Annotated in this window: 24 protein-coding genes; 12 read left to right on the forward strand and 12 right to left on the reverse strand. The window is 72.6% G+C overall.

Annotated elements, in window-relative coordinates; translation table 11 throughout:
• Positions 1 to 73: 73 nt before the first annotated feature.
• The 3 genes from KBX63_RS12625 (at position 74) to KBX63_RS12635 (ending at position 3,844) form a co-directional block, all read left to right on the forward strand.
• Positions 74 to 2,626: a DUF4118 domain-containing protein gene (locus KBX63_RS12625; protein ID WP_210911187.1), complete on the forward strand. Its 2,553-nt coding sequence runs from the start codon at positions 74 to 76 to the stop codon at positions 2,624 to 2,626.
• The gene (locus KBX63_RS12630; protein ID WP_210911188.1) at positions 2,623 to 3,303 is read left to right on the forward strand and encodes a response regulator; all 681 of its coding nucleotides are present in this window, start codon (positions 2,623 to 2,625) and stop codon (positions 3,301 to 3,303) included. Before KBX63_RS12625 ends, KBX63_RS12630 begins: the two co-directional genes overlap by 4 nt.
• A gap of 115 nt (positions 3,304 to 3,418) precedes the next feature.
• Positions 3,419 to 3,844 (forward strand): FAD-dependent oxidoreductase, encoded by a 426-nt coding sequence (locus tag KBX63_RS12635; protein ID WP_307871699.1) that lies wholly within the window; start codon positions 3,419 to 3,421, stop codon positions 3,842 to 3,844.
• Between the two features lie 44 nt (positions 3,845 to 3,888).
• On the opposite strand, the gene KBX63_RS12640 is transcribed toward KBX63_RS12635, so the two are convergent.
• The 9 genes from KBX63_RS12640 to KBX63_RS12680 all read right to left on the reverse strand — a co-directional run bounded on the left by KBX63_RS12640 (position 3,889) and on the right by KBX63_RS12680 (position 11,659).
• Positions 3,889 to 4,416 carry a YetF domain-containing protein gene (locus KBX63_RS12640; protein WP_307871700.1) on the reverse strand — a complete coding sequence of 176 codons (528 nt, stop codon included), beginning with the start codon at positions 4,414 to 4,416 and terminating at the stop codon, positions 3,889 to 3,891.
• Positions 4,417 to 4,489: 73 nt separating this feature from the next.
• Entirely contained in the window at positions 4,490 to 5,593 is a 1,104-nt protein-coding gene (locus KBX63_RS12645) for an L-dopachrome tautomerase-related protein (RefSeq protein ID WP_210911189.1), read from the reverse strand.
• Between the two features lie 102 nt (positions 5,594 to 5,695).
• Positions 5,696 to 6,580: an SMP-30/gluconolactonase/LRE family protein gene (locus KBX63_RS12650; RefSeq protein WP_210911190.1), complete on the reverse strand. Its 885-nt coding sequence runs from the start codon at positions 6,578 to 6,580 to the stop codon at positions 5,696 to 5,698.
• A gap of 30 nt (positions 6,581 to 6,610) precedes the next feature.
• Entirely contained in the window at positions 6,611 to 7,552 is a 942-nt protein-coding gene (locus KBX63_RS12655) for a sugar kinase (protein WP_210911191.1), read from the reverse strand.
• Complete coding sequence (locus tag KBX63_RS12660) at positions 7,549 to 8,169, reverse strand: bifunctional 4-hydroxy-2-oxoglutarate aldolase/2-dehydro-3-deoxy-phosphogluconate aldolase (protein ID WP_210911192.1); 621 nt, start codon at positions 8,167 to 8,169, stop codon at positions 7,549 to 7,551. Before KBX63_RS12660 ends, KBX63_RS12655 begins: the two co-directional genes overlap by 4 nt.
• A complete protein-coding gene (locus KBX63_RS12665) occupies positions 8,169 to 9,029 on the reverse strand; it encodes a hypothetical protein (protein ID WP_210911193.1) in 861 nt (286 codons plus the stop codon). The genes KBX63_RS12660 and KBX63_RS12665 overlap by 1 nt, the downstream gene beginning before the upstream one ends.
• Positions 9,023 to 10,168 (reverse strand): galactonate dehydratase, encoded by a 1,146-nt coding sequence (gene dgoD, locus KBX63_RS12670; protein WP_210911194.1) that lies wholly within the window; start codon positions 10,166 to 10,168, stop codon positions 9,023 to 9,025. The genes KBX63_RS12665 and dgoD overlap by 7 nt, the downstream gene beginning before the upstream one ends.
• Positions 10,165 to 10,875: a FadR/GntR family transcriptional regulator gene (locus KBX63_RS12675; protein WP_210911195.1), complete on the reverse strand. Its 711-nt coding sequence runs from the start codon at positions 10,873 to 10,875 to the stop codon at positions 10,165 to 10,167. Before KBX63_RS12675 ends, dgoD begins: the two co-directional genes overlap by 4 nt.
• A gap of 37 nt (positions 10,876 to 10,912) precedes the next feature.
• The gene (locus KBX63_RS12680) at positions 10,913 to 11,659 is read right to left on the reverse strand and encodes an SDR family NAD(P)-dependent oxidoreductase (protein ID WP_210911196.1); all 747 of its coding nucleotides are present in this window, start codon (positions 11,657 to 11,659) and stop codon (positions 10,913 to 10,915) included.
• Between the two features lie 158 nt (positions 11,660 to 11,817).
• Between KBX63_RS12680 and KBX63_RS12685 the strand changes: the two genes are divergently transcribed.
• The 6 genes from KBX63_RS12685 to KBX63_RS12710 all read left to right on the forward strand — a co-directional run bounded on the left by KBX63_RS12685 (position 11,818) and on the right by KBX63_RS12710 (position 20,803).
• On the forward strand, positions 11,818 to 13,113 hold the full coding sequence (locus tag KBX63_RS12685) for an extracellular solute-binding protein (protein ID WP_210911197.1): 1,296 nt from the start codon (positions 11,818 to 11,820) through the stop codon (positions 13,111 to 13,113).
• 1 nt (position 13,114) lies between these two features.
• A complete protein-coding gene (locus KBX63_RS12690) occupies positions 13,115 to 14,032 on the forward strand; it encodes a carbohydrate ABC transporter permease (protein ID WP_210911198.1) in 918 nt (305 codons plus the stop codon).
• Positions 14,032 to 14,853 (forward strand): carbohydrate ABC transporter permease, encoded by an 822-nt coding sequence (locus KBX63_RS12695; RefSeq protein WP_210911199.1) that lies wholly within the window; start codon positions 14,032 to 14,034, stop codon positions 14,851 to 14,853. The genes KBX63_RS12690 and KBX63_RS12695 overlap by 1 nt, the downstream gene beginning before the upstream one ends.
• On the forward strand, positions 14,850 to 16,943 hold the full coding sequence (locus tag KBX63_RS12700; protein ID WP_210911200.1) for an alpha-galactosidase: 2,094 nt from the start codon (positions 14,850 to 14,852) through the stop codon (positions 16,941 to 16,943). Before KBX63_RS12695 ends, KBX63_RS12700 begins: the two co-directional genes overlap by 4 nt.
• Before the next feature lie 45 nt (positions 16,944 to 16,988).
• Positions 16,989 to 19,211, forward strand: coding sequence for a glycoside hydrolase family 27 protein (locus tag KBX63_RS12705; RefSeq protein ID WP_210911201.1), 2,223 nt, complete (start codon positions 16,989 to 16,991; stop codon positions 19,209 to 19,211).
• A gap of 416 nt (positions 19,212 to 19,627) precedes the next feature.
• Entirely contained in the window at positions 19,628 to 20,803 is a 1,176-nt protein-coding gene (locus KBX63_RS12710; RefSeq protein ID WP_210911202.1) for a zinc-dependent alcohol dehydrogenase, read from the forward strand.
• Positions 20,804 to 20,811: 8 nt separating this feature from the next.
• Here the strand turns inward: KBX63_RS12710 and KBX63_RS12715 are convergent, their stop codons facing one another.
• Entirely contained in the window at positions 20,812 to 21,291 is a 480-nt protein-coding gene (locus KBX63_RS12715) for a helix-turn-helix domain-containing protein (RefSeq protein WP_210911203.1), read from the reverse strand.
• Between the two features lie 288 nt (positions 21,292 to 21,579).
• Here KBX63_RS12715 and KBX63_RS12720 point away from each other — a divergent pair, with 288 nt between their 5' ends.
• The gene (locus KBX63_RS12720; protein WP_307871701.1) at positions 21,580 to 23,052 is read left to right on the forward strand and encodes an MFS transporter; all 1,473 of its coding nucleotides are present in this window, start codon (positions 21,580 to 21,582) and stop codon (positions 23,050 to 23,052) included.
• Positions 23,053 to 23,172: 120 nt separating this feature from the next.
• Here the strand turns inward: KBX63_RS12720 and KBX63_RS12725 are convergent, their stop codons facing one another.
• The gene (locus tag KBX63_RS12725) at positions 23,173 to 23,688 is read right to left on the reverse strand and encodes a helix-turn-helix domain-containing protein (protein ID WP_210911204.1); all 516 of its coding nucleotides are present in this window, start codon (positions 23,686 to 23,688) and stop codon (positions 23,173 to 23,175) included.
• A 116-nt stretch (positions 23,689 to 23,804) separates the two neighbouring features.
• On the opposite strand from KBX63_RS12725, the gene KBX63_RS12730 reads away from it, so the two are divergent.
• Together KBX63_RS12730 and KBX63_RS12735 are read left to right on the forward strand one after the other, a co-directional pair.
• Positions 23,805 to 24,596 (forward strand): SDR family oxidoreductase, encoded by a 792-nt coding sequence (locus KBX63_RS12730; RefSeq protein ID WP_210911205.1) that lies wholly within the window; start codon positions 23,805 to 23,807, stop codon positions 24,594 to 24,596.
• A 39-nt stretch (positions 24,597 to 24,635) separates the two neighbouring features.
• The gene (locus KBX63_RS12735; RefSeq protein ID WP_210911206.1) at positions 24,636 to 24,968 is read left to right on the forward strand and encodes a nuclear transport factor 2 family protein; all 333 of its coding nucleotides are present in this window, start codon (positions 24,636 to 24,638) and stop codon (positions 24,966 to 24,968) included.
• A gap of 57 nt (positions 24,969 to 25,025) precedes the next feature.
• Here KBX63_RS12735 and KBX63_RS12740 read toward each other — a convergent pair whose 3' ends face one another.
• Positions 25,026 to 26,207, reverse strand: a complete 1,182-nt coding sequence (locus tag KBX63_RS12740; RefSeq protein WP_210911207.1) for a low temperature requirement protein A — start codon at positions 26,205 to 26,207, stop codon at positions 25,026 to 25,028.
• Between the last annotated feature and the right edge of the window lie 157 nt (positions 26,208 to 26,364).

Below are 26,364 nucleotides of genomic sequence, written 5' to 3' on the forward strand. Positions count from 1 at the left end.
TAGGAAGGGCCCCTTCACCCCCACCAGGCGTTAAGAAGGGGCCCTTCCTTTCTGATCGGAGAGGATGGTTTCCGTGGCACGCGGAGAATTGCGTATCTATCTCGGGGCCGCTCCCGGAGTCGGCAAGACGTACGCGATGCTGGAGGAGGCGCGGCGGCGAGCCGCGCGCGGCACCGACGTGGTGATCGGCTTCGTGGAGACCCACGGCCGCCAGCAGACCGCGGCCATGCTCGGTGACCTGGAGCAGGTTCCCCGCCGCACCATGCAATACCGGGGCGCCGAGTTCACCGAGATGGACCTGGACGCGGTGCTGGCCCGCCGACCGGCGATCGCGGTGGTCGACGAGCTGGCGCACACCAACGTGCCCGGCTCCCGGCACGACAAGCGCTGGCAGGACGTCCAGGAGCTGCTCGACGCGGGGGTCGACGTGCTGTCCACGGTCAACGTGCAGCACCTGGAGTCGGTCAACGACGTCGTCGCCCAGATCACCGGCACCATCCAGCGGGAGACCCTGCCGGACGAGATCGTCCGCGCCGCCGAGCAGGTCGAGCTTGTCGACATGACCCCCGAGGCGCTGCGCCGGCGGATGGCGCACGGCAACATCTACCGCCCCGACAAGATCGACGCCGCGCTGGGCAACTACTTCCGGGTCGGCAACCTCACCGCGCTGCGCGAGCTGGCGCTGCTCTGGCTGGCCGACAAGGTCGACGAGCAACTCGACCGGTACCGCAGCCAGCAGGGCATCGAGGCCACCTGGGAGGCCCGGGAACGCGTCGTGGTGGCGCTGACCGGCGGCCCGGAGGGGGAGACGTTGATCCGCCGGGCCGCCCGGGTCGCGGCCCGGAGCAAGGGCGCCGACCTGCTCGCCGTGCATGTCGCCCGCAGTGACGGCCTGGCCGGCGCCGACCCGGCGCAGCTGGCCCGGCAGCGGGTGCTGGTGGAGAGCCTCGGCGGCACCTACCACCAGGTGCTCGGCACCGACGTGCCGGCCGCGCTGCTGGACTTCGCCCGTGGCGTGAACGCCACCCAGCTGGTCCTCGGCGCCAGCCGGCGGGGCCGCTTCGCGCAACTGTTCGCCAGAGGCGTCGGGGTGACCACCACGGCGCTCTCCGGCTCCATCGACGTGCACCTGGTCACCCACACCGAGGCCGGTAGGGGACGCCGGGCGGGGGCCGTGCCGGCGGCGCTGTCCCGGCGCCGCCGGTTGCTCGGCTTCGCCCTCGCCGTGCTCGGCCTGCCGCTGCTCACCCTGCTGCTGAGGACGCTGCCCGACCTGACGCTGACCAACGACATCCTGCTCTTTCTGGTGGCCGTGGTGGCGGTCGCCCTGGTCGGCGGGCTGTGGCCCGCCCTGGTGGCCGCGCTCGGCGGCTCGCTGCTGCTCAACTGGTTCTTCACCCCGCCCTACCGGACGCTGACCATCGCCGAGGCGGACAACCTGCTCGCCCTGGCCGTCTTCGTCAGCGTGGCGCTGTCGGTGAGCTGGATCGTCGACGTGGCCGCGCGGCGGACCCGCGAGGCGGCGCGGGCCGCCGCCGACGCGCAGACCCTCGCCGCCGTCGCCGGTGGCGTGCTGCGCGGCGAACGCCCCCTGCCCGCGCTGCTGGATCAGCTCCGGGAGACCTTCGGGCTGCGCGCCGTGAGCGTGCTGGAGCTGGCCGAGGAGGCCAGTGGCCGCCCGGAGCGAGCCCGCGAGGAGCACGCCTGGCACGTCGTGGCCAGCGTCGGCGAGGGACCGGCCTGCACCCCCGAAGGCGGTGAGACGACAGTACCGGTCGACGACCGGATCACCGTCGTGCTCTGCGGTCGACGATTGGAGGCCGCCGACCGGCGGATCGTCGAGGCGTTCGCCGCCCAGGCCGCCGTCGCGCTGCGCCAGGAACGGCTGGCCGAGGAGGCGGCCACCGCCCGGCCCCTCGCCGCGGCGGACCGGATGCGTACCGCGCTGCTCGCCGCCGTGAGCCACGACCTGCGTACGCCGCTGGCGTCCGCGAAGGCCGCCGTGACCAGCCTGCGCAGCCAGGACATCGAGTTCGACGAACAGGACCGCGAGGAGCTGCTGGAGACCGCCGAGGAGTCGTTGGACCGGCTCGCCCGGCTGGTCGGCAACCTGCTGGACATGAGCCGGCTCCAGGCCGGCGTCCTCGGCATCACCGCGACCGCGATCGGCCTGGAGGACGCCGTACCCCGGGCGCTCGACGAACTCGGTCCACCCGCCGCCGCCGTCGTGACCGACATCCCGGCCGACCTGCCCGCGGCCACCGCCGACCCCGGCCTGCTGGAGCGGGTGCTGGTCAACGTCATCGCGAACGCCCTGCGGTACAGCCCGCCCGAGCAGCCTCCCACCGTCACCGCCAGCGCACACGCGGGCCAGGTGGAGCTGCGGATCATCGACCGTGGACCGGGCATCCCGGAGGACCAGTGGGAGCACGTCTTCCTGCCGTTCCAGCGCCTCGGTGACCGGGACAATCAGACCGGTGTCGGCCTCGGGCTCGCCCTGTCCCGGGGTCTGGCCGAGGCGATGGGTGGCAGCATCAGCCCCGAGACCACGCCCGGCGGTGGGCTCACCATGGTGCTGCGGCTACCCGCCGCCGCGCAGACCAGCTCGGAGGGGCCACCGGAATGACGCGCATCCTGGTCGTCGACGATGAGCCGCAGATCCTGCGGGCCCTGCGGATCAACCTGCGTGCCCGCCGGTACGACGTGGACGTCGCCGGCACCGGGGCGGCCGCGCTGAAGGCCGCCGCCAGCCACCCACCGGACCTCGTGGTGCTCGACCTCGGGCTGCCCGACATCGACGGGGTCGAGGTGATCCGCGGCCTGCGCGGCTGGACGGCCGTGCCGATCATCGTGCTCTCCGGGAGGGCCGGCAGCGAGGACAAGGTCGCCGCGCTCGACGCCGGCGCGGACGACTACGTCACCAAGCCGTTCGGGGTGGAGGAGCTGCTGGCCCGCATCCGCGCGGTGACCCGGCGGCTCGGCGGGTCGAGCGAGGCGGTGCCCGCGCTGCGGATCGGCCAACACACCGTCGACCTCGCCGACCACGCCGTGCGGCGGGACGACGGCACCGAGGTCAAGCTGACCCCCATTCAGTGGAGCGTGCTGGAGAAGCTGCTGCGCCACCCGGGAAAGCTGGTCAGCCAGCGCCAGCTGCTCCAGGAGGTGTGGGGGCCGGAGTACCAGAACGAGACCAACTACCTGCGGCAGTACCTGGCCCAGCTGCGGCGCAAGCTGGAGGACGACCCGGCCCGACCCCGCCATCTCATCACCGAGCCCGGGATGGGCTACCGCTACCGGCCCTGACCGGAGGCCTCGACCCGGTTGACACCCACTGCGAGAGATTGAAGAATTTCGTTCGCAGTCGCAGCGGCGTGCTTCTGTAACCGTCCCCGTTCCGGTTACCCCTCGGGAGCCCGCCGTGTCGCTGCCCCTGTCCCGCCGCCGCCTGCTGACCGCCGGCGGTGCCGGTCTCGTCCTGGCCGGTCTCTCCGACCCGTTCCGGGCCGGCCCCGCCCTGGCCGCCGTCACCACCGCCGACCTGGTCGTCTACGGCGCCACCTCCGGCGGCCTGGCCGCCGCGATCACCATGCGCCGCCTGGGCCGCACCGCCGTGGTGGTCGAGCCGACCGGCCACGTCGGCGGGCTGAGCACCGCCGGGCTGGGCGCCACCGACACCGGCGTGCAGGCGTCCATCGGCGGCCTGGCCGCCGAGTTCTACCGCCGGGTGTACGTCAAGTACCACGGCGGGACCCTCACGCCGACCTCGCCGCTGCGGATGACCTTCGAGCCGCACGTGGCCGCCGACGTCTTCGCCGACCTGGGCCGGGCACTGCCGATCGGCTGACTCGCCGCACCCGAGGTGTCCTGACCTGGCACGCAGGCCGGTCGTCAGCCGTGGCCGCCCGACGCGTCGCTGTCGTTCGTCGAGCGGCCGTGCATACGGGTGGTGACGCTGAACCGCCCGTCGGACTCCATCCGCATCTCGCGAACCTCCGCCAGGTCGGTGATGCCCTGCTTCCGCAGCAGGCTGTGCAGCTCCTCGTCGGTGATCAGCTCCCGCCGCATGTTCGCGCGCATGATCCGTCCGTCCCGCACCAGCACCAGCGAGCCCGGCCGGATCAGCCGGGCGGCGGCGGGCCAGCGGTAGGCGACGGCGTTCAGCAGGTACGACCAACCGATGATCACGGCGACCAGCAGCACCCCGTCGGTGACCGAGGTGTAGCCGCCCGACAGGCCGTTCTGCGCGGCGTCGGCGAGCAGCACGATCACCAGCAGGTCGGTGACGCCGGTGGTGCCGCTCTCCCGCTTGAGGATGACCCGCAGGAGCGTGAACAGCGCGAGGTACATGACGCTGCCCCGGACCACGATCTCCAGCAGCGGGGTGTCCGGGAGTAGCACCTCTGACCAGTCGGCCACCTGACCGGCTACCCGCCGGTCGCCCCGCCATGCCTGCCGGCCGAGCGACCGAGGGGCACCAGCTCCCGGGCGGTCAGCGGCGCAGGAGCACCGGCCCGGCGTCGATCCGGGTGCGGAACAGCGCGTACGGCCGGCGCCGCAGGTCCTGCCCTCGCTGGTACTGCGGTTGCCGGTGCAGCTGGTTGGCGGTCACGTAGAGGTACCCGTCGGTGGCCACCGACATGGTGTCCGGCCAGAGCAGTCGAGGGTCGTGGACCAGGGTCTCGTACTCGCCGTCCGGTCGCCGGCGCAGCACCGCGTTGTGCTCGTAGGAGGTGAGGTAGAGCCGCCCGGCGTCGTCGGTCTCCAGCCCGTCCGACGCGGTGCCCTTGTCCCCCTCGTCGACCACGGTCGCCGCGGCCGCCTCCTGGGTGACCGCCGGGTCGGCCAGCGCCTCGGTGGCCACGCTGTACCAACGCCGGGACGCCAACGGGCAGTAGTGCAGCCGGGTGCCGTCGGCCGAGATGGCGATGCCGTCGGCGCCCATGGTCACCGGTTTCGGCGGCCCGTCCGGGGGCCGCTCGAGGAACGGTCGGCCCTCGACCACCGGGCGGAACGTCGTCAGCGGCTCCGCCTTGGTGGACGGGTGGTCGTGCAGCCGCCGCCAGGAGGCCCCGCTGGCCAGGTCCACCACGATGATCCCGTTCGGCCCGGAGCTCGCCGAGTCGGTGATGTACGCGACCCCCGACTCGCCCCGCCGCAGATCGAAGCGGACGTCGTTGAGGTAAGTCGTGGGCAGCGCCACGTCCGGCGGGAAGGTGATCACCTGGGCCACCGTGTCGGTGTCCAGGTCGACCCGGACCAGCTTGGGCCCGCCCGGTTTCGTCGGTTGGAACATCGGGCTGCCGGTGTCCAGGACCCAGAGTCGGTCGGCCGGGTCCACCACGATGCTCTGCACCGAGACGAACGCGCCCGCGTCGTCGTCGCCCGACGGGTCGTTCCACGGCTGGTCGGGGTAGGGCATCTCCCGGCCGTCGCGCAGCTCGACGACGGTGGCCGGCACCTCGTCGCCCCACTTGGGAAAGTTGACGAAGATCCGGCCCCCGTGCGAGACGCTCACCCCGGTCGGCATCGGGCCGGTGAAGGTGTGCACCAGCTCCAGCTCGCCGAGCGGCTCGTCGCCGACCGGCCCGTTCATGACGCCCGCTCCACGGATCTCATCGCCTCGCCCCCTACCGGTCGGCCGGACCCTCGCCGACCGAGGGTGGTCATTCCCGCCCTGGCGTCCGATATGCCTTTGTCAGCTGGCGTCGGGCGCGGCGGCGAACGCGGTGGGCAGGCCGGGGACCGGGACGTCCACCGCGAGCAGCGCGCCGTCCAGTGGTCCGGCTGGCGTGAGCCCGTGCCGGGCGGTGCCGATGAAGAGCCGGCGCAGGTCGGGGCCGCCCAGGCAGATGCCGGCCGGTTGGGTCGCCGGCAGGCGGATCTCCCGGTCCAGCGTGCCGTCCGGTCGGTAGCGGCGCACCGCCGAGCCACCCCAGAGCGCGACCCAGAGGTGACCCGCCGCGTCGACCGTCATTCCGTCCGGCCCGCCGTCGACCCCGGCCAGCCGCAGGAACGGCTCCCGTCCGTGCAGGGCCCCGGTGTGCGGGTCGACGCTGAACCGATCGACCTCGCCGCGCGGCGAGTCGGCCAGGTACATGGTGGTGCCGGCGGCGTCGAACGCCGGGCCGTTCGGCACCGTCAGCCCGGTCACGGCCGGCACCGGCGCCGCGCCGGGAGCCAGCCGGTACAGCGTGCCCCCGCCGGGCACCCCGGCGTACGTCATGCTGCCCGCCCAGAACCGGCCGTGCGGGTCGGCGACCGCGTCGTTCATCCGGGCCGGCTCGGGCCCGTCGGCGACCAGTTCGGCGACCGGCCGAGGGTCGCCGGTGGCGGGCAGCAGCGCGACGCCGGTCCCGGCGGCGGCCAGCCAGTCACCGGCGTTGCCGGCCACCGGGGCGACCGCGCCCAGCGGGACATCCAGGTGGCGCAGCTCCCGCAGCGGACCCGGCCGGTCGCCGCCGGTCTCCAGCAGCCGCCCGGCCAGCAGGTCGACCAGCACCAGCCGGTCGGCCACCCAGCGCAACCCCTCGCCCAGCTCCAGCCGGTCCGTGCTCCACACGGTCGGTTCGGTCAGCTCCATCTCGCTCCCTTGAAAGATCCGTCCCGGTGGTCAGCGCACGGTGCCACCGGGCCCGTGGTCGAGCAGCGCCAGCTCCGCCCGGTCGGGCAGGCCCTCCCAGTCGCCCCGGGTGGCCACCGCGAACGCGCCGGTGGTGACCGCCCGGTCCAGCCGGGCCGGCGCGTCGGCGCCGTCCAGCAAGCCGGAGAGCAGACCGGCCACGAAGGCGTCGCCGGCGCCGACGGTGTCCACCACCGGCACCGTGCGGGCGGGGCGGTGCACCGTGCCGTCCGCGCTGTGGCTGGTCGCTCCACCGGCGCCGTGCTTCACCACGACCTCGGTCACGCCGGCCGCCCGTAGCGCCGCGACCGGGTCGGCGGCGTCGGTCAGCACGGCCAGCTCGTCGTCGGAGGCGACCACCAGGTCGATCGAGGGCAGCAGCGGCCGCAGCGCGGCGGCGGCCTCGGCGACCGACCAGAGCCGGTGCCGGTGGTTGACGTCCAGGCAGATGGTGCTGCCCGCCGCGCGAGCGAGCCGTACCGCCGCCACCACGGCCTGGTAGGGCTCGGCGCCCAGCGCGCAGGTGATGCCGGTGACGTGCAGCAGCCGGGGCGACGGCCGGGCCGGGTCGAAGGCGGGGGTGACGTCGGCGGGGCGCAGCCGGGAGCCGGCCGACCCGGCGCGGTGGTAGGTGACCCGGTTGATGTCGGCGACCCGGGACTCGAAGAGGATCAGCCCGGTGGGGGCCGTCGGGTCGACCCGGGACCAGGCCAGGTCGACGCCCTCGGCGCGCAGCGTGCGGCGGATCAGTTCGCCGGGCTCGTCGGCGCCGGTGACCCCGACCCAGGCGGCCCGGTGGCCGAGCCGGGCCAGGCCGATGGCCACGGTCGACTCGGACCCGGCGACCGAGATGCCGGCGGTGCCGCCCAGCCGCAGCGGCCCGGTGGTGCGGAAGGCCGCCATCGTCTCGCCGAGCGTGAGCAGGTCGGTCACGGCCGGACCGCCGCGAGGAAGACGGCGGCCCGCTCGCGCAGCGCCGCCGGGTCGCCGCCGCGGACGGCGTCGCCGAGCAGCGGGGAGCCGACGCCGACCGCCACGGCCCCCCGGTCGAGGTAGCGCCGCGCGCCGTCGGCGTCGACCCCGCCGACCGGCACGAACGCGGCGCCGGGGAACGGGTCGCGCAGCGCGCCGAGGTAGTCGGGCCCACCCAGGGAGGCCGGGAAGAGCTTGATCGCGGCGGCTCCGCCGCTGTTGGCCTGCACCACCTCGGTGGGGGTGAGCGCGCCCGCGAGGACCGGGAGCCCGAGCCGGCCGGCCTCGGCGAGGCTCGGCGCCAGCGCCGGGGTGACCAGGAAGCCGGCACCGGCGTCGGCCGCCGCGCGGGCGTCCTCGGCGCTGAGCACGGTGCCCGCGCCCAGGGCGAAGTCCGGCCCGAGGGCGGCTCGGGCCCGCCGGATGGTGCCGAGCGCGTCGGCGCCGGTCAGCGAGACCTCGACCAGCGCCACGCCGCTCTCGGCCATCGTGAGCACCGCTGACAGTGCGGCGGCCGGGTCGGGACCACGCACGATCGCCAGCAGTCGGTGGGTACGCAGCTCGTCGAGCAGGTTCATCACGGGTGTCCTCGCAGAAGGCGGTGGGCGGAGAGGGTGAGCCGCCAGGCGACCTCACCGGCGGGCGGGACGACCGCCGCGTCGGACGGGCCGGCATCGGCCAGGTCGAAGGCGGCGCCGAGCATCGGTTCGACACCGATGCTGCGGTAGGGCGTGGTGGCCGGCCAACCGCCCAGGTTGCGCCAGAGCGCGGTGCTGCGGGGCTGGTCGGCGCACTCCAGCTCCAGGGTCAGCCGGTCGGCGCCGTCGGTCACCTCGACCCGGGGGCAGTCGAGCAGCACCGCACCGAGCGCGGTGCCGTCGTCCGGGCCGAGGGTGTCCAGCGCCAGCCCGGCCGGTGCCGGCCAGGGCCCGGTCAGCCAGGGGCTGCCGGCGGGCCAGGTGCCCGGGGGCAGCAGAGCGGCGGCCTCCGGATGCAGCCGGGTCGAGGTGCCGGCGGGCGCGTCGAGACGGGCCCCCGGTGAGAGGTCGAGCAGGGCGTGCGCTGCCCACACGAACCGGTGGCCGGGCTCGGCGGCCAGCCGGTAGTCGGCCACCACCACGCCGTCCCGGTCACTGATCCGGCGGGTCACCGTGAACATGGGACGCTCGATGACCACCGTGCCCGGCCCGACTGTCCGCCACGGCCGGGACCACACCTCGCCGTGGTCGGGCCGGCCGCGCACGGTGGGCAGGCACTCCTCCAGCCCGCCGGCGTCGATGAACGCGTCGTCGGGGCGTACCTCGTGCCGGCCGGGCTCCGGCCCGCGCCAGAGCCATTCCCGGCCGCCGCCGCGCAGGCTGGTCCACCGGCCGCCGCGCGCCGCGTCGTACGCCACCCGCATCGGCACCGGCGCGGGCCCGGCCGCCCCGGTCACCATTCGGCGAACGACCCGTCGCGGTGCTGCCAGACCGGATTGCGCCAGGCGTGCGGGGTACGGGCGGCCGCACGGACCGCCGCCTCGTCCACCGTGATGCCCAGCCCGGGCCGGTCGAACCGGGCGATGTGCCCGTCCACGAACCGGAACGGCTCCGGGTCGAGCACGTAGTCCAGCAGGTCGGAGCCGGAGTGGTAGTGGATGCCGATGCTCTGCTCCTGGATCAGGAAGTTCGGCGTCGCGAAGGCCACCTGGAGGCTGGCAGCCAGGGAGATCGGGCCGAGCGGGCAGTGCGGGGCCAGCAACGCGCCGTACGTCTCGGCCAGCGCGGCGATCCGGCGCACCTCGGAGATCCCGCCGGCGTGCGACAGGTCCGGCTGAACCACGGCGACTCCGGCCTGCAACGGGCCGAGGAACTCGGAGCGGCCGTAGAGCCGCTCGCCCGTGGCCACCGGGATCGGTGTGCCGGCGACGATGTCGCGCAGGTGGTGGGCCTGGTCGGGCAGGACCGGTTCCTCCACGAAGAAGGGACGCAGGGGGGCCAGCTCGGGCAGGATCCGGCGTATCGCGGCCAGGCCGGCCCGGCCGTGGAAGTCCAGCGCGATGTCGCGGTCGGGGCCGAGCACCTCCCGGGCGGCGGCGACCCGGCCGACCACCGCGTCCACCTCGGCGGAGGTGGGAATGGCGGAGAGCCGCCCGCAGGCGTTCATCTTGACGCCGGTGAGACCGGCGGCGGCCTGCGCGGCGGCGGCGTCGGCCACCTCGTCGGGCTCGTCCCCGCCGATCCAGGAGTAGATGCGCACCCGGTCCCGGACGGCCCCACCGAGCAGGGCGTGCACCGGCACCCCGTACGCCTGCCCGGTGATGTCCCAGAGCGCCTGGTCGAGGCCGGCGACCGCGCTGGAGAGGATCGGGCCGCCCCGGTAGAAGCCGCCCTTGGTGAGCACCTGCCAGTGCTGCTCGATCCGGAGTGGATCCTCGCCGATCAGATATTCGGAGAGCACCTCGACCGCGCTGCGTACGACCTCGGCGCGCCCCTCGACCACGGGCTCACCCCACCCGACCAGCCCGTCATCGGTCTCCACCCGGCAGAACAGCCACCGTGGCGCGACCAGGAAGGTCTCGATCCGCTCGATCTTCACCGACTGCCCCTCTGTTTCCGTGCCTTCTCGACGTCCCGGACGGCCTTGTCCAGCAACTCACGCATGGCGGTCTCGGTCGCCGTCTCGTCGCGCGCCCGCAGCGCGTCGACCACGGCGCGGTGGCTGGGCACCGGGTCGTCGTGCGGCGCGCCGCCGTGCACCAGCCGGTCCCGCTCGGCGAGCCCGGTCTCCATCACCACCTCCATGCGCTCCAGCAGCTCGTTGTGGGTGGCGGCGAGCAGCGCGCGGTGGAAGGAGAGATCGGCGGCGACGGCGGCGGCGGGGTCGCCGTTGGCCTCGGCCATCTCGGCCAGCGCCCGGTCGAGGGCGGCGATGTCGTCCTCGGTGGCCCGGCTGGCGGCCAGCCGCGCGGCGGCCGGCTCGATGATGGCGCGTACCTCGTGCAGCTGGTCGAGCAGGCGCTCGTGGGGGCCTTCGGCGAACTGCCAGCGGATCACGTCGCCGTCGAGCAGGTTCCAGTCCGCCCGCGGCCGGACGAAGGTGCCGCGTTTCTGCCGGGCGTCGACGATGCCCTTGGCCGAGAGCACCTTCAGCGCCTCGCGCAGCGCCGTCAGGCTGACGTCGAACTCCTCCTGCAGCGCGACGATGTTCAGGGTCGCTCCGGCGGGAATCTCACCGGTGAGGATGCGGCGGGCGATGGCTTCGACGGTCTGCCCGTGGACGCCGCGGCGTGCGTACTGTGCCAATGCTCTCCTGGCCTTCTCGCTGGTCGGTATCGATCTCTCAGGCCGAGGCTTTCACCGCGGTCCAGCCACCGTCCACCACCAGGCTCGCGCCGGTGACGTAGGCGGCGTCCGGCGAGACGAGGAAGGCCACCGTCGCGGCCACCTCGTCCGGCGTGCCGAACCGTTTCGCCACGGTCTCCGCGACGCTGCGTCGGCGGTCCTCCTCGGACACCTCGGCCCAGGCGCCGGTGAGGATCGGCCCGGGCAGCACGGTGTTGACCCGCACCTGCGGGCCGTACTCCACGGCGAGCTGGCGGCCGAGCGCGACGAGGCCGCCCTTGGCCGCGGCGTACGCGGGCCGGCCGGGCAGCCCGACCAGTGCGTGCACCGAGGAGATCAGCACCACCGCGCCCGCGCGTGCCCGCAGATCGTCCAGGCAGGCGCGCACGCCGAGGAACGAGCCGGTGAGGCTCACCCCGAGCTGGTGGTCCCAGGACTGCCGGCTGGTCTCGTGCGCCGGCGCGATCTGCACCGCGTACGCGGTGCTGACCAGGATGTCCACCGGGCCGAGGCTGCCGTGCACCGCGGCCACGGCGGCCGACCAGTCGGCCTCGTCGCCAACATCGCCCATTACGGACAGTGCTCGGGTGCCCTGGGCGATCAGCTCGTCGGCCAGCATGGTCGAATCGGCCACGTCGAGCAGCGCGACTGCCGCTCCCTCGGCGGCGAGCCGTCGGGCAGTGGCCGCGCCGATCCCGCCCATCGCGCCGGTGATCAGCGCGTTCTTGCCCTCAAGCCGGCGCATAAGCTGATCCACCTGACCCTCGCCTTGATCTCATCTAATCATTAATTAGGAAGATATCTTGACAGCCGCCGAGGGTCGATGCAACCTTCTGGTCACACCATTCACATGGCCGACACAATGCGCCGTGACGCTACGTGTCGTAGAGGAAGGACACCCCCGTGAGCGACTTCGACCCCGGTCGCCGGCGATTCCTTGGCCACCTCGGGCTCGCCGGCCTGGGCGCCCTCGGCGCCAGCTCGTTCCTCAGCGCGTGCGCCAGCTCCGCGAGCGGGCCGACGGCCGGCAACGGCTCCGGCGCGGTCACCATCCAGTCCAACCTCTCCTCGCCGCAGGCCAAGGCGGCGATGGAGAAGCTGATCGCGAACTTCAACGCGCAGGGCAAGGGCACGGCGAGCCTCAACACGATCGCCTCGGAGACCTTCCGGACCCAGCTGCCGACGTACCTGACCTCAGCCAACCCGCCGGACCTCTACACCTGGTACGCGGGCTCGGTCGCCAACGACTACGCCAGCCGCAACCTCCTGCTGGACGTCTCCGACGTCTGGAAGTCGCTGGGCGACTACCCCCAGTCGCTGCGCACCCTCTCCACCGACGCCAGCGGCAAGCAGGTCTTCGTGCCGATGAACAACTACTGGTGGGGCTTCTTCTACCGCAAGTCAAACTTCGCCAGGTGGGGCGTACGGGAGCCGAAGACCTGGACCGAGTTCCTGGCGCTGTGCGAGACGCTGAAGAGCAAGGGCGTTCCGCCCATCGGCATCGGTCTCGGCGACACCCCGTGGGTGGCGTCCGCCTGGTTCGACTACCTCAACATCCGGATCAACGGCGCCCCGTTCCACCGCGAGCTGCTCGCCGGCAAGCAGCGCTTCGACGACCCCAAGGTCAAGGCGGTCCTCACCCGCTGGCGCGAGGCCCTGCCCTACTTCGACCCCAAGGGCAAGGCGTACCCGTTCCAGGAGGCGACCACCGCCCTGCTGGCCGGCAAGACCGGCATGTTCCTGATCGGCACCTTCTTCGCCGACGCGGCGCCCAAGGATGCTCTCGGCGACCTGGACTTCTTCCAGTTCCCGATCGTCGACCCGGCGGTGCCGGTGGCCGAGGAGGCCCCGACCGACGGCTTCTTCGCCAGCGCCAAGACCGCCAACCCCACCGGCACCAGGGCGCTGCTCACCTACCTGGCCGGCGTCGAGGCGCAGGAGGCGTACGTCAAGGCCAGCTCCGGCATCGTGCTGCCGGCCAACCCGGGTGCCAAGGCCGCCGACTCGCCTCTGGTGACCAAGGGCAAGGCGATGCTCGACGGCGCCAAGGAGCTGACCCAATTCTTCAACCGCGACTCGAGCGACGCGCTCCAGCCGACCGCGGACACCGCGCTGACCAAGTTCATGGACAAGCCGGACCAGATCGACGCGATCCTGCGGGAGTGGCAGTCCAGCGCCGAGAAGGTCTTCAAGGGCTGACGTGACAGCAACGATCTCCACGACTCCGGTCACCCCCACCCGGCGGCGGCGACGGTCGGCCCGACTGTCGCCGCTGCTGGTGGCGTTCGTCCTGGTGCCGTTCGCGGTCGAGAGCGTCTGGGTCTTCTGGCCGGCGATCCAGGGCTTCTGGTTCTCCCTCACCCGCTGGGACGGCATGTCGCCGCCCACCTTCGTGGGCGTCGACAACTACGTGGAGATGGCCGGCGACGCCACCTTCCGGGGCGCCCTGCTCAACACGGTGATCTGGCTGGTCCTCTTCGGCGGCCTCTCCGTGCTGGGGGGCTTCGGCATGGCGCTGATCCTGCAACGGGAACGGCGCGGGGTCGGCTTCTACCGGGCCGCCCTGTTCACCCCGGTGGTCTTCTCGTTGGTGGTGACCGCGCTGGTCTGGCGGGTCTTCTACCAACCCGACGGCATCGCCGACACGCTGCTGCGGGCCATCGGCCTGGAGCAGCTGATCCGGCCCTGGCTCGCCGACCCGCAGACCGCGCTGTACGCGGTGATCCTGCCCGCCCTGTGGCGGCAGATCGGCTACGTGATGGTGCTGTTCCTGGCTGGGCTGAAGGCGATCGACCCGGCGCTGCACGAGGCGGCCCGGATGGACGGCGCCAACTCCTGGCAGCGGCTGCGGCACGTCACCATCCCGCAGCTCCGGGGGGTCAACGCCGTGGTGCTCTCGGTCATCGTGATCGACTCGCTGCGCTCGTTCGACATCGTCTGGTCGCTGACCAAGGGCGGGCCGTACCACTCGTCGGAGCTGCTCAGCACCTACATGTACTCGACCGCGTTCCAGGGCCTGCGGCTGGGCTACGCCTCCGCGATCGCCGTCGTGATCTTCGTGCTGGCGCTGGCGGTCATCCTCGGCTACCTGGTCCGCGCGTTCCGGGAGGAAGCGTGATGAACAAGCTCCGCACCGGGGCCTTCCACACCGGGATGATCCTGCTCTCGCTGCTCTGGCTGGGGCCGGTGATCTGGGTCGTGGTGATGTCCACCCGGTCGTTCGACGACATCGCCGCGCACGGGGTGGGCAGCCTGCCCCGCTCGTTCACGCTGGACACCTACCGGCAGGCGTGGACCGACGGCGGCGAGCTCCGCGCGCTCATCAACAGCATGCTGGTCACCGTCCCGTCGGTGGCGCTGAGCCTCGGTCTGGCCGCGATGGCCGCGTTCGCGCTGAGCCGCTTCCGGATCCCCGGACGGCGGACCATCCTGCTGCTGATGCTCGCCGGCAACCTGCTGCCACCGCAGATCCTGCTCATCCCGGTGGCCAAGTTCAGTGAGCTGACCGGCCTGTACGACACGCTCTGGGCGCTCATCGCGGTGCAGGTCGGCTTCGGGCTCGGCTTCTACACCTTCGTGCTGCACGGCTTCATGCGGGACCTGCCGGGTGAGATCCAGGAGGCGGCCACGATCGACGGCGCCGGCACGGCGCAGATCTTCACCCGGGTGATGCTGCCGCTGACCAGGCCCGCGCTGGCGGCGCTCGGGGCGCTCTCCTTCACCTGGATCTTCAACGACCTGCTCTGGGCGATCACCGTGCTGCGCACCGACGACAACATGCCGGTCACCCCGGCGCTGCTCGGCCTCCAGGGGCAGTTCGTCTCGTCCTGGAACGTCATCGCCGCCGGCACGGTCATCGCGGCCGTCCCCACCGTCGCGGTCTTCCTGCGCTTCCAGCGGCACTTCGTCTCCGGCCTGGCGCTCGGGGCGGTCAAGTGACCGCCCCCGCGCCGAACGGGCAGCGCTGGACGCTGCGCGGCGCGCACACCGAGTACACCTTCACCGTGCCGGCGCACGGCCGCTGGCTGGAACTGGTCGCCTGGGGCCCGCACGGCGTCTCCGACGGCCCGTCCCCGGTCGCCTACGACGGCCCGGTGCCGTTCCTCACCGCCGGGGACGCCGCCCCGATCGAGTACGCGACCGACGCCGACCGACCGTTCACCGGCGCCGACCTGGTGGTGGAGACCGCCAGCGGGGAGCGTCGGGTGGGGTTCGGCCACACCGACGTGCGGGCCGACGCCGATCAGCGGGAGTTGGCCGTCGGTTTCGCCGACCCGGTCACCGGGCTGCGCGCCACCGTGCACTACCGGGTGCCCGTCGGCACCGACGTGGTGCAGCGGTGGGTCGAGCTGACCAACGACGGCACCGACGCGCTACGGGTCGTCCGGGCCGGGTCGGGCGGGTTCTGCGTACCGACGCCGCACGGCGCGCTGCTCAGCCACCAGTGGGGCCAGTGGGAGCAGGAGTTCCAGCTCTCCCACGTCGAGCTGGGCCACGGCGCGTTCAGCATCGGCAGCTCCCAGGGCGTACCCGGGCATCTGCACGTGCCCTGGCTGGCCGTGCGCGACACCGCCGAGCCGGCCGGCCCGGCCTGGGGGATGGCGCTGGCCTGGACCGGCTCGTGGGAGATCAGCGCCGAGCGGGACACCGGCGGCCTGACCCGGGTCCGGGTCGGCCGTCAGCTGGTCGACGGCCCGCTGGAGTTGGCTGCGGGCGAGCGGCTGACCCTGCCGGTGGTCACCGGCGCGTACAGCCCCGACGGCCTGGACGGGCTGGCCCGGGTCTGGCACACCCACCAGCGGATGCTGGCCGGGGAACGGCTCAGCCCTCGCCCGGTGCTCTACAACTCGTGGGAGGCGACCTACTTCGCGGTCGAGGCGCAGAGTCAGCTCGCGCTCGCCCGGATCGCCGCCGAGCTGGGCGTGGAGACGTTCGTGGTGGACGACGGCTGGTTCGTGGGCCGCAACGACGACACCGCCGGGCTGGGCGACTGGACGCCCGACCCGGCGAAGTTCCCGGCCGGGTTCGACACGTTCATCGCCGACGTCCGCGCGCTCGGGCTGAACTTCGGGCTCTGGGTCGAGCCGGAGTGCGTCAACCCACGGTCCCGGCTCTACGCCGAGCACCCGGAGTGGGTCTACGCCGTCCACGGCCGGCCGCTCACCCCGGTCCGCAACCAGTACCTGCTCGACCTGGGTCGGCCGGAGGTCGCCGAGTTCGTCCACTCCACCGTCGACGGCCTGCTGCGCCGGTATGACATCGACTACCTGAAGTGGGACTTCAACCGGCCGCGTACCGAGCCGGGTCGGTCGGGTGGGGTGGGCCCGCTCGACCTGGACGGTGCACACGTGGCCAACCTGCACCGGATCTACGAGCGGTTGCGCCGGGACCACCCCGGCGTGCTGATCGAGGCGTGCGCCGGCGGGGGCGCGCGGACCGACCTGGCGATGGCCGCCCGGGCCGACGTGTTCTGGCCCAGCGACAACACGGGCCCGCTGGACCGGCTGGCCATCCAGCACGGCTTCCTGCACGCCAACGCACCGCATCTGCTCAGCTCCTGGGTCACCGACGCGCCCGGCCTGTTCGATCCGCGCCCACGCTCGCTGGCGTTCCGGTTCGTGCTCGCGATGGCCGGCGTGCTCGGCATCGGCGCGGACATCCGGGCCTGGACCGCCGCCGAGCGGGCCGAGGCGGCCGGCTGGATCGCCCGGTACAAGGAGATCCGGGACGTCGTCACGTACGGCGAGACACACCTGATCGGCGGGCCCGACCAGGCCCGGTGCGCGGTGCAGTACACCGCGCCGGACGAGCGCCGGGTGGTGGTGCTGGCCTGGCACACCGGCCGGCTCGACGGCGCCGGCCTGCTGCCGTCCCGCCCGGTCCGACTGCCGCTGCGGGGCCTCGACCCGACCGCCCGCTACCGGCACGGCGACCGGCACTACTCCGGCAGCCACCTCGCCGCGGTCGGCCTGCCGGTGCACTGGAGCGCGACCCACGACGCCGACCTCATCGTGCTCGTTCGCGACTGAGGCCGGAGCACCACCACCCCACCCTCGAGGGACAGGAGTACCCCCATGCGCCTGATCCGACCGCTGACCGTCGCCCTGGCCGTGCTCGGCCTGGGCCTGGCCAGCCCCATGCCGGCGATGGCCGGCCCACCGCACGCCGACCCACCGAAGGCCAGCGGCCACGGCGACGGCGGACCGGGTAGACCGGGCCACGCCCCGGCCACCGGCGCCGAGGACCAGGGTGCCCCGACCTTCTTCAACAGCGGGCTCGCCCCGACGCCCTACCAGGGCTGGAACACCTACTTCGGTCTCGGTGGCGACCCCACCGAGGTCGAAGTACGGTCGGTCACCGACTTCATGGTCAGCAGCGGCCTGCGGGACGCCGGCTACAAGTACATCTGGATCGACGGCAACTGGGCCGCGCCCACCCCGCGGAACGAGGCCGGCGAGCTCGTCGCCGATCCCGCCCGCTTCCCGGGCGGGATGGCCGCGCTGGCCGCGTACATCCACAGCAAGGGCATGAAGGCCGGCATCTACACGGACGCCGGGCCGTACCTGCCCGGGCAGTGCGGGCTCGGCAGCAACGGCCACTACCAGGCCGACGTCGCCCAGTTCGCCGGCTGGGGCTTCGACGCGCTCAAGGCCGACTGGCTCTGCGGCCGGGCCGCCGGCCTCGACCCGGAGACCACCTTCCGTGAGCTGGCCGAGGCGGTACGCCAGTCGCCCCGACCGATGCTGCTGAACATCTGCAACCCGGTCAGCTCCGACTGGGGCGGCGGCCCGTACACCCCGGAGCAGCTCTCCACCTGGACCTACACGTACGCGCCCACGATCGCCGACTCCTGGCGGACCTACACCGACGTGGGGCTCACCGAACCGACGCCGCAGTGGGCGTTCCCGTGGGTGCTGCGCAACATGGACGTCAACGCGTACCACCCGGCGGCCACCGGGCCGGGGCACTACAACGACCCGGACTACCTGCTGCCGATGCGTCCGCTGCCCGGCGGCGGGTACGAGCTGAGCCTGGAGGAGTCCAAGACGCAGCTCGGGATGTGGTCCATCATGGCCGCCCCGCTGGTCATCGGCTCCGACCCGCGTGGCCTGCCGAGCGAGATGATCTCGGCGCTGACCAACCCGGAGATCATCGCGGTGAATCAGGACCGGCTGGTCCGGCAGGGTGTCAAGGTCGCCGACACCGGGGTCGCCGCGCAGGTCTGGAGCAAGGTGCTCACCGGCTCCGGCCGGCGGGCGGTCGCGCTGCTCAACCGGCACGACACCGCCCAGGAGATCACGGTCAACTTCGCTGACGTCGCACTCGGCGGGCCGGTCGTGGTCCGCGACCTGTGGGCCCGCACCACCGCCGACGCCGCGCCGGGCACCTCCGGCGTCCAGCCGTTCACCGGCTCGTACACCGTCCAGGTCCCGGCGCACGGGGTGGCCATGCTCGGCCTGACCGGCGCCGACCAGGTCGCGGGTGCCAACCTCGGCGGCACCGCCAGCGCGAGCCCGGCCCTGGTCCGGGTGGACGACACGCACGCCGCCGCCTTCGTTCGCACCGCGCAGGGCACGTTGGCGGTTAACACCCGCTCCGGCGCGACCTGGGGGACCGGCTGGACCTCTCTCGGCGGCCCGGTGGGCGGCCGGATCCTCGGCCAGCCGGCGGCGTACGGCTCCGCGGGCGGACGGATCGACGTCTTCGTGCGGGGCACCGACAATGCGGCCTGGCAGCGCAGTTACGTCGCCGGGAAGTGGGGGCCGTGGCGCAGCCTCGGCGGCACGGTGACCGACGGGCCCACGGTTGCCTGGACCAGCCCGACCCAGTGGACGCTGATCGCCCGCGGTGCTGACGGCAAGCTCTGGTCGCGCACCCCGAGCAGCGGCTGGACGGGCATCGGCGCGCCCGAGGACCGACCGATCTACGGCCGGCCGAGCGCCGTCGTCGACGACGCCGGCGTGCTGCACGTCGCGGTCCGCAGCCGGACCGACGAGGTGTGGTGGCGCAGCCGGACCGGCACCACCTGGTCGGCCTGGACCAGTCTGGGCGGCACCACCAGCGGCAGTCCGACCCTGCTCGCCACCGCGGGCCGGGTCTACCTCTTCGCCCTGGCCGCCGACAACCGGCTCTGGCAGCGCAATCTTGTCGACGGGGCGTGGGGCGGCTGGTTCCGTCGTGGCGAGTTCGCCACCGACGCGTTCCGGGGCGCACCGGGTGTCGCGGCCGGCGCCGGCGGCAGCGCCTGGCTGGCGGTACGCGGCGTCGACGACCGGGTGCACCAGATCGTTCTCTGATCCATTGTGGCCTGCCGTCGGCGGCTCGACCCGCCGACGGCACGTTACTGGGGCTCAGGCCGGGGCGAGTCCTCCAGCACGGCCCTTCGCTTCTGGCGCAGGTGCTCCCGGGTACGCGGTGCTGACTCCGCGCCTGGTCCGTCCGGGCCGATGTGCGTTCGGTTGTGGCACGTCGTTGCCTCCACGTCCGGTGCCCGCCGCCACGACTGATGACGGTGGCCGAAACGTAGGAGCGGCATCGACCGCCGTGAGGCGCTCGTAACCTGCCGGAAACCTTGGAAACAAGCCCGTAACATCACGGGTACTCTGCACGTCTTTTTGGGTCCCTGCCCCGGCCCGAACCGTCCGCCGCCGCGCCGGCTCGCCGCTAGCGTCGACCGGATGGTGACGTGTGCGGGCCGACGGGAGGGGCGGCCGTGAAGGCACTGGTGTGGCGGGGTGCCGACGAACTGGCGGTGACCCAGGTGCCGGACCCGCAGCTGCGCAACGAGCAGGACGCGATCATCCAGGTGCGCAAGACGGTGACCTGCGGCTCCGACCTGCACCTGCTGGGCGGCTACATCCCCCAGATGGAGCGCGGCGACGTCTTCGGCCACGAGTTCCTGGGTGAGGTGGTCGAGGTGGGCCCCCAGGTGCGTCGGCACCGGGTGGGCGACCGGGTGGTGGTCTGCTCGTTCATCTCGTGCGGTCGCTGTTGGTACTGCCAACAGCAGCAGTTCTCGTTGTGCGACAACGGCACCACCGACCCGGCGAGCACCGAGAGCGCCTGGGGCTTCGCACCCGGCGGCTGCTACGGCTACTCGCACGCCCTCGGCGGCTTCGCGGGCAGCCACGCGGAGTACATCCGCGTCCCCTACGCCGACCAGGGGGCGTTCCCCGTGCCGGACGGGGTGAGCGACGAGCGTGCGCTGTTCGCCTCCGACGCCGCCCCGACCGGATGGATGGGCGCCGACCTGGGGGGCGTGCGACCCGGTGACGTGGTGGCGGTGTGGGGCGCCGGCGGGGTGGGCCAGATGGCGGCGCGGGCAGCGGAGCTGCTGGGCGCCGAGCGTGTGATCGTGATCGACCGTCTCGACGACCGGCTACGGATGGCGGAGACGCACCTGGGGGTGGAGACCCTCAACTACCAGAGCGACGATGTGGGCGGCGAACTGCTGGAACGCAGCGGCGGACGCGGGCCGGACGTGTGCATCGAGGCGGTCGGGATGGAGTCGCACACCACCGGCCCGCAGTCCTGGTACGACCAGATCAGGCAGCAGTTGCGGCTGGAACCGGATCGACCGGTGGCCGCCCGGGACGCGATCCACCACTGCCGCAAGGGCGGAAGCGTGTTCCTGCTCGGCGGCTACGCCGGTCTGGTGGACAGGTTCCCGCTCGGCGCGGTGATGACCAGGGGCCTCACACTGCGCGGCGCCCAGCAGCACGGCCACCGCTACATTCCGATGTTGCTCGAACGGATGGCGCGCGACGAGCTGGTCACCGAGCACCTGGCGACCCACACCATGCCGCTCGACCAGGCTCCGCGGGGCTACACCATGTTCAAGGACAGGACCGACGGCTGTGTCCGGGCCGTCTTCGAACCCGGCGGATGACCCTGCGGTCACCCACGCCGGATCAGGCCCGGCCCGGCGACGATGTCGGTCTCGTTCTCTTTGACGTCGTGGCCGGCTTCGCAGCGGAGCACCGCGCGGATCGGCGCGCCGCAGCCGTGGTGGGTGACGAGGAGACCGGGGCCGGTGTCGTCGGCGGCCCAGGTGTCACCCCAGTTGCGCAGGGCGGTGACCACGGGCAGCAGTTCGCGTCCCTTGGGGGTGAGCTGGTATTCGTGGCGAGTGCGCTGCCCCGGCTCCCGGTAGGGGATCCGTTCCAGCAGGCCGGCGGCGACCAGCTCCTTGAGCCGGGCCGCCATGGCCGGCTCGCCAACCCCGACCCGACGGACGAAGTCGTCGAAACGGCGCGTACCGAGCAATGCCTCGCGCATGATCAGCATGGTTGACCTGCTGCCGACGATGTCCATCGCGCGGGCGACCGAGCAGTTCGCCATCGACCAGGAGTCGCGGTCGTCACGTAGATCCGCCATGCCACCAGAGTACGGGCTGACTTGCGCGAACGCTAGTCAGGTGCTTGACTGGGCTGCTGCTGGCTTCTTCATGCGAAAGTCAGACCTGCCAGCCGGCGCCGCCCTGATCGGCGCCGTCCGCCTTCCGCGCGTCGCCGCCGACCCCGTCGCCTGCGCGGATCGAACCCCTAGGACGCCCCCGTGACCGACCAGCGCACCACGGCTCCGATCGGATCCGCACGCCCCCGTCACGTGGGCGCACCCGCGTCGGCCGCCGCCACGCGCCCATCCGCTCGCGGCTCCCGCACGGTGACCCTGATCGCCATGTGCCTGGGCGCGATGATCACGTTCCTCCAGATCACCGCGACCGTCTCCGCCCTGACCACCATCCAGCGGGACCTGGGCGTCGACCCGACCACCGTGATCTGGATTCCCAGCGCCTACACCCTGGTGGTGGCGAGCCTGGTGCTGTCCGCCGCGACGTTGGGCAACCGGTACGGGCGCAAGCGGATGTTCGCTGCCGGCGTCGTCGCCATGATCATTGGCGGCGCCGTCGTCGCCGGGTCCCCCACGGTGGCCTGGGTGATCGCCGGGCAGTTGGTGGCCGGCCTCGGCGGGGCCCTGATCCTGCCGAACAGTCTGGCGATCCTCGGCGCGACCTTCACCGACCCGCACCGACGCACGGAGGTCATCACCGCCTGGTCGGCCGCCTCCGGCATCGGCCTGGCGGTCGGCCCACTGATCGCCGGCACCCTGCTGCGGCACTTCCACTGGCACAGCGTCTTCCTGTCGACGATCGTGCTGGGCGTGGTCACCCTCGTCGTGGCCGCGATCGGGGTGACCGAGTCCCGGCAGGGCGCCGGCCGTCTGGACGTGTCCGGCCTGCTGCTCGGCACCATCGCCATCGCCGCCGCCGTCTACGCCATGATCAGAGGCGGCCGGGACGGCTACACCAGCCCCGTCGTGGCGACGACCTGGGTCGTCTCCGCCGCCGCGCTGGTCGGATTCGTGCTGGTCGAGCTGCGAACCAGCGCGCCGATGCTCGACGTACGGCTGTTCCGGTCCGCGTCGTTCAGCGCCGTCATGGTCGTCGCCGCGGTGTCGCTGTTCGGCTTCACCGGTGTGGCGATCCTGCTCGTCCTGTTCCACGAACGTGCTCAGGCGCTCAGCCCGCTGGACACCGGCTGGCGGATGCTGGTGCTCTTCGGTGTCTACGCGGTCGTCGCCTTCGCCGCCGGGCGGACGATCCGCCGCACCGGGTTCAAGACCCCCCTCACCGCTGGCCTCGTCCTGGGTGCCCTGGCCAGCTTCGGTCTGGCCGCCCAGGGCCCGGCCACCCCGTTCGCCCACCGCTGGCCGCTGCTGGCGCTGTTCGGTGCCGCCAGCGCCCTGGTGGTGGCCCCGGCGACCGCGGCGGCGCTGGCCAGCGTCGCGCCCGCCCAGGCGGGCATGGCCTCCGGCGCGGTCAACGCCGCCCGTCAGGTCGGCTCGGTGCTCGGTTCGTCCCTGCTGGGCACGCTGCTCACCACCACGATGCTGGCCGACCTGCCCGACCGGCTCGCCGCTCACCAGGTGGGCGAGCCCACCCGGACCGCCGTGCGGTCGGCGGTGGTCGGCGGCGCCACCGGTGACCAGGCGCTGCCCGACCCGGTCCGGTCAGCGCTCGCCGAGGCCCTGACCGCTGGCGTGCAGGCCGGCCTGCGGGTCAACGGCATCGTCTTCCTCGCGACCGCCGTACTGGCCCTCGCCCTCGTCCGAAACCGGCCGCACCAGCACTTCTGAAACACGCCCTGGCCGACCGGGTGCCGCCCGACTCTCACCCGCCGATGGCGTTGAGGTTCTCGAGCGCGTCGGCCGGCAGTTGCACGGAGTCGCCGGCGGCGGCTGCGTGACCGGTGACGGTCAGGGCCGGTGCTGGCGCGGGGCCGCCTTGGTCGGGATGTGCTCGTAACGCTTACGCATGATCTCGCTGGCGGCCGGACCGGCGGCGAAGACGAAGTCGCCGTCGTCGAGCGGACGCCCGGTGCTCCGGTCGACGATCACCGGATCGGCCTCCACCCCGGTGTTCCGGTCGACCAGGATCATGCTGCGTTCACTCGGGTCCAGGCGGGAGTTACCCCACGCGGCCAGGGCGACGACGATGGGGCGGAGGCTGCGGCCGAGGTCGGTGAGGACGTACTCGTAGCGGTCCGGCCTGGTCTGGTAGCGACGTCGTTCGAGCAGCCCCTGGCCGGTGAGGGTCTTGAGCCGGCTGGTCAGGATGCTGGATGAGACACCCAGGTTGGCCTGGAACTGGTCGAACCGCGTGTAACCGTCGAAGGCGTCATGCAAGATCAGGAGTGTCCACCACTCGCCCACGTAGCCCAGCGCGCTGGACAGCGGGCATTCGCGGTCCTCCAGCCGGATCTTCCCTGCCACGGATGTGCCCTCTTCCCGAGTCGGTGCTACTGTCGAAGTCAGTAGGTTCTGTTTCAGAAGCAACTATACGGCGTCCCCACGACGCCCGCTTCATGCTGCGCAGACAGGGGCGACCGATGACCGTAACGATCTCCGCACGGGACTCGCTCCAGGGCCGCCGCGCCCTGGTGACCGGCGGAACGAAGGGTGCCGGCGCGGCGATCTCCGCCCGGCTGCGCGAGCTTGGCGCGGACGTGTGGGTCAGCGCCCGCAGCGAGCCCGCGAGGTTCGAGTTCACCAACCGGTTCATCGCCGCCGACACGTCGAGCGTCGACGGCGCGGAGGCGGTGGCCGAGCGCCTGCTCGGCGAGGGCGGCGCCGACATCGTCGTGCACGTCGTCGGCGGGTCGCGCGCCCCGGCCGGTGGCTTCGCCGCGCTGACCGAGCAGGCCTGGATCGAGGAGTTGAACCTCAACCTCCTCGGCGCGGTACGCCTCGACCGACACCTCGTTCCATCCATGGTCGAAAAGCGCGCCGGTGCGATCGTGCACCTCTCCTCGATCCAGCGCCGCAAGCCGATGTACGAGGCCACCCTGGGGTACGCGGCCGCCAAGGCGGCGCTGACCGCGTACAGCAAGGGCCTGGCCAACGAGGTCGCGCCGCACGGCGTCCGGGTCAACAGCGTCGCACCCGGCTTCATTCAGACCACCGCCGCCGACGCGCTGATCGACCGCCTCGCCGCCGGGAACGGCGTCGACCGCGACACCGCCCTCGGGCAGTTGATGCACTCCCTGGGCGGGATCCCGCTGGGCCGCCCGGCGCGCCCGGCCGAGGTGGCCGACCTGGTGGCCTTCCTGGTCTCCGACCGCGCTTCGGCGATCGTGGGCGCGGAGCACGTGATCGACGGCGGCACCATCCCGACGGTCTGACGCGACCCGCACAGCAGTGTCCAGAAGGGGCATCGAACCATGACCGCCAACCAGATCGCGCCGACCATCATTCGCCGATACTTCGAGCTCGCCGGCCAGCCGGACTCCGAGGACTACTTCGCCCTCTTCGCCGAGGACGCCGTCGTCGAGGACGAGTCGACCGAGTACCGGGGCATCGCGGCCATCCGCGAGTGGCGCCGTGCGGTGCCGCTGGTGTCGTACGAGATCACCGACGTCGACGACACTCCCGCGGGCACCGTCGTGACCACGACGATCACCGGTGACTTCCCCGGCAGCCCGTTCGCCGGGCTCAAATACCGCTTCAGCGACTACGACGACAGGGCGATCTGGGTCCTACGTATCGCGCCCTAACGACCTCTCGGCGGTCTGCGCCGGAGGTTCGTCGGTATGCCGCAACGGGCTGTCGCCCTACGTCGAGGGTATTGGTGGTTCGGGCGGGTTTCCGTGGGCCCGGATGCTGTCGGTGACGGCAACCCCGGCGAGCACGAGGGTGGCGCTGAGGCCGGCAACCAGCGCGGGGGTGAGCACCAGGACGGGTCCCGCGACCACCAGCACGAGCAGCGCGACCAGCCGGGACGGCGACACCCGGCTGAACACCTCGTACTCGAATCGGGCGCGTCCGGCCAGGAACAACGCGGGCCCGCCGAGGATGACGCCGGCAAGCCAGGGCGCCGTCTGTTCGGTGGGATGGGCGATGACGACTTCGATACCGGCGGCGGTGGCGACCACACCGGCCACCATGAGCAGGTGGGTGTATGGCGCGGACCGTACGAATCTGCCTGGATTGCGGGAGGTTTCGATGGCAGCTTGCAGCAGGGCCCCGGCGCGGTGGACGTAGATCTGCCACAGCAGCACGGTGGCGGCGAAGCCGACCAGGAGCGCCATCGTACGGACGATCGTCGGGTCGTTGTCGGCGTAGGCCAGCGTGGTGACGAGGATGAGGTCCCCGAGAGCGAGAGTGAAGAACTGCTGGTAGCGCTCCGCCAGGTGGTCGGCTGCCACCGCGTACTGGGGCATGGGTACCCGGCCGAGCCGCGGTGTGGGGTAGCGGAGCCAGGCTGACCCGTAGTCGACGACGAGCGCGGCGGCCCACAGCAGGCCCCGCGCCGGGCCTGCCACGAAACTGCCGGCGAGCCACGGTACGGCGGACACGGTGAACCAGAAGATGAACCGGCTGGGGGGTAGTCGCGCCGCGCGGCCGTGCCGCGCGGCGACGAGAAAGATGCCACGTCCCACCTGGACCGCCACGTATGCGCCCGCGAAGAGCAGGGCGTGCGCGGCGAAGGCTCCGGGCAGTGAGCCTGCCATCAGGATGGTCCCGAGCATGACCCAGAGCGTGCTGACGAAGATGGGGGGCCGCTGCGCGTGGTAGAGGTCGGTTGCCAGCGCGGTCGCGGACCAGACCCACCAGATCGCCATCAGTAGCAGCAGGGACTGGAGGCCCCCGACCCAGTCGAGCCGCTGCGCCAGGGTTCGTGACGTCAGGGCGAGCGCAGCGACGAACACCAGATCGAGAAACAACTCCAGCAGGGTGGCCCGCTGGGGCCCCTCATCCCTACGGGTCAGCCCTACCGCTTGATCGGTCGTCATCAGGTGCCCGTCTACTGACTCCGAGGTCTGCTGGGACTCGAGAGCGGCTTGCGACAGGGAGAACGGGCCGAGTCGTATGCGGCGAGAAAGCCCTGAATGATGTTACGCGAGCATCAGCCGTAACCAGGGCGAAAAGGATGTTCCGTTCCAGCCGACC

The sequence above is a fragment of the Micromonospora sp. U21 genome (genome assembly GCF_018070045.1).
Lineage (GTDB): Bacteria > Actinomycetota > Actinomycetes > Mycobacteriales > Micromonosporaceae > Micromonospora.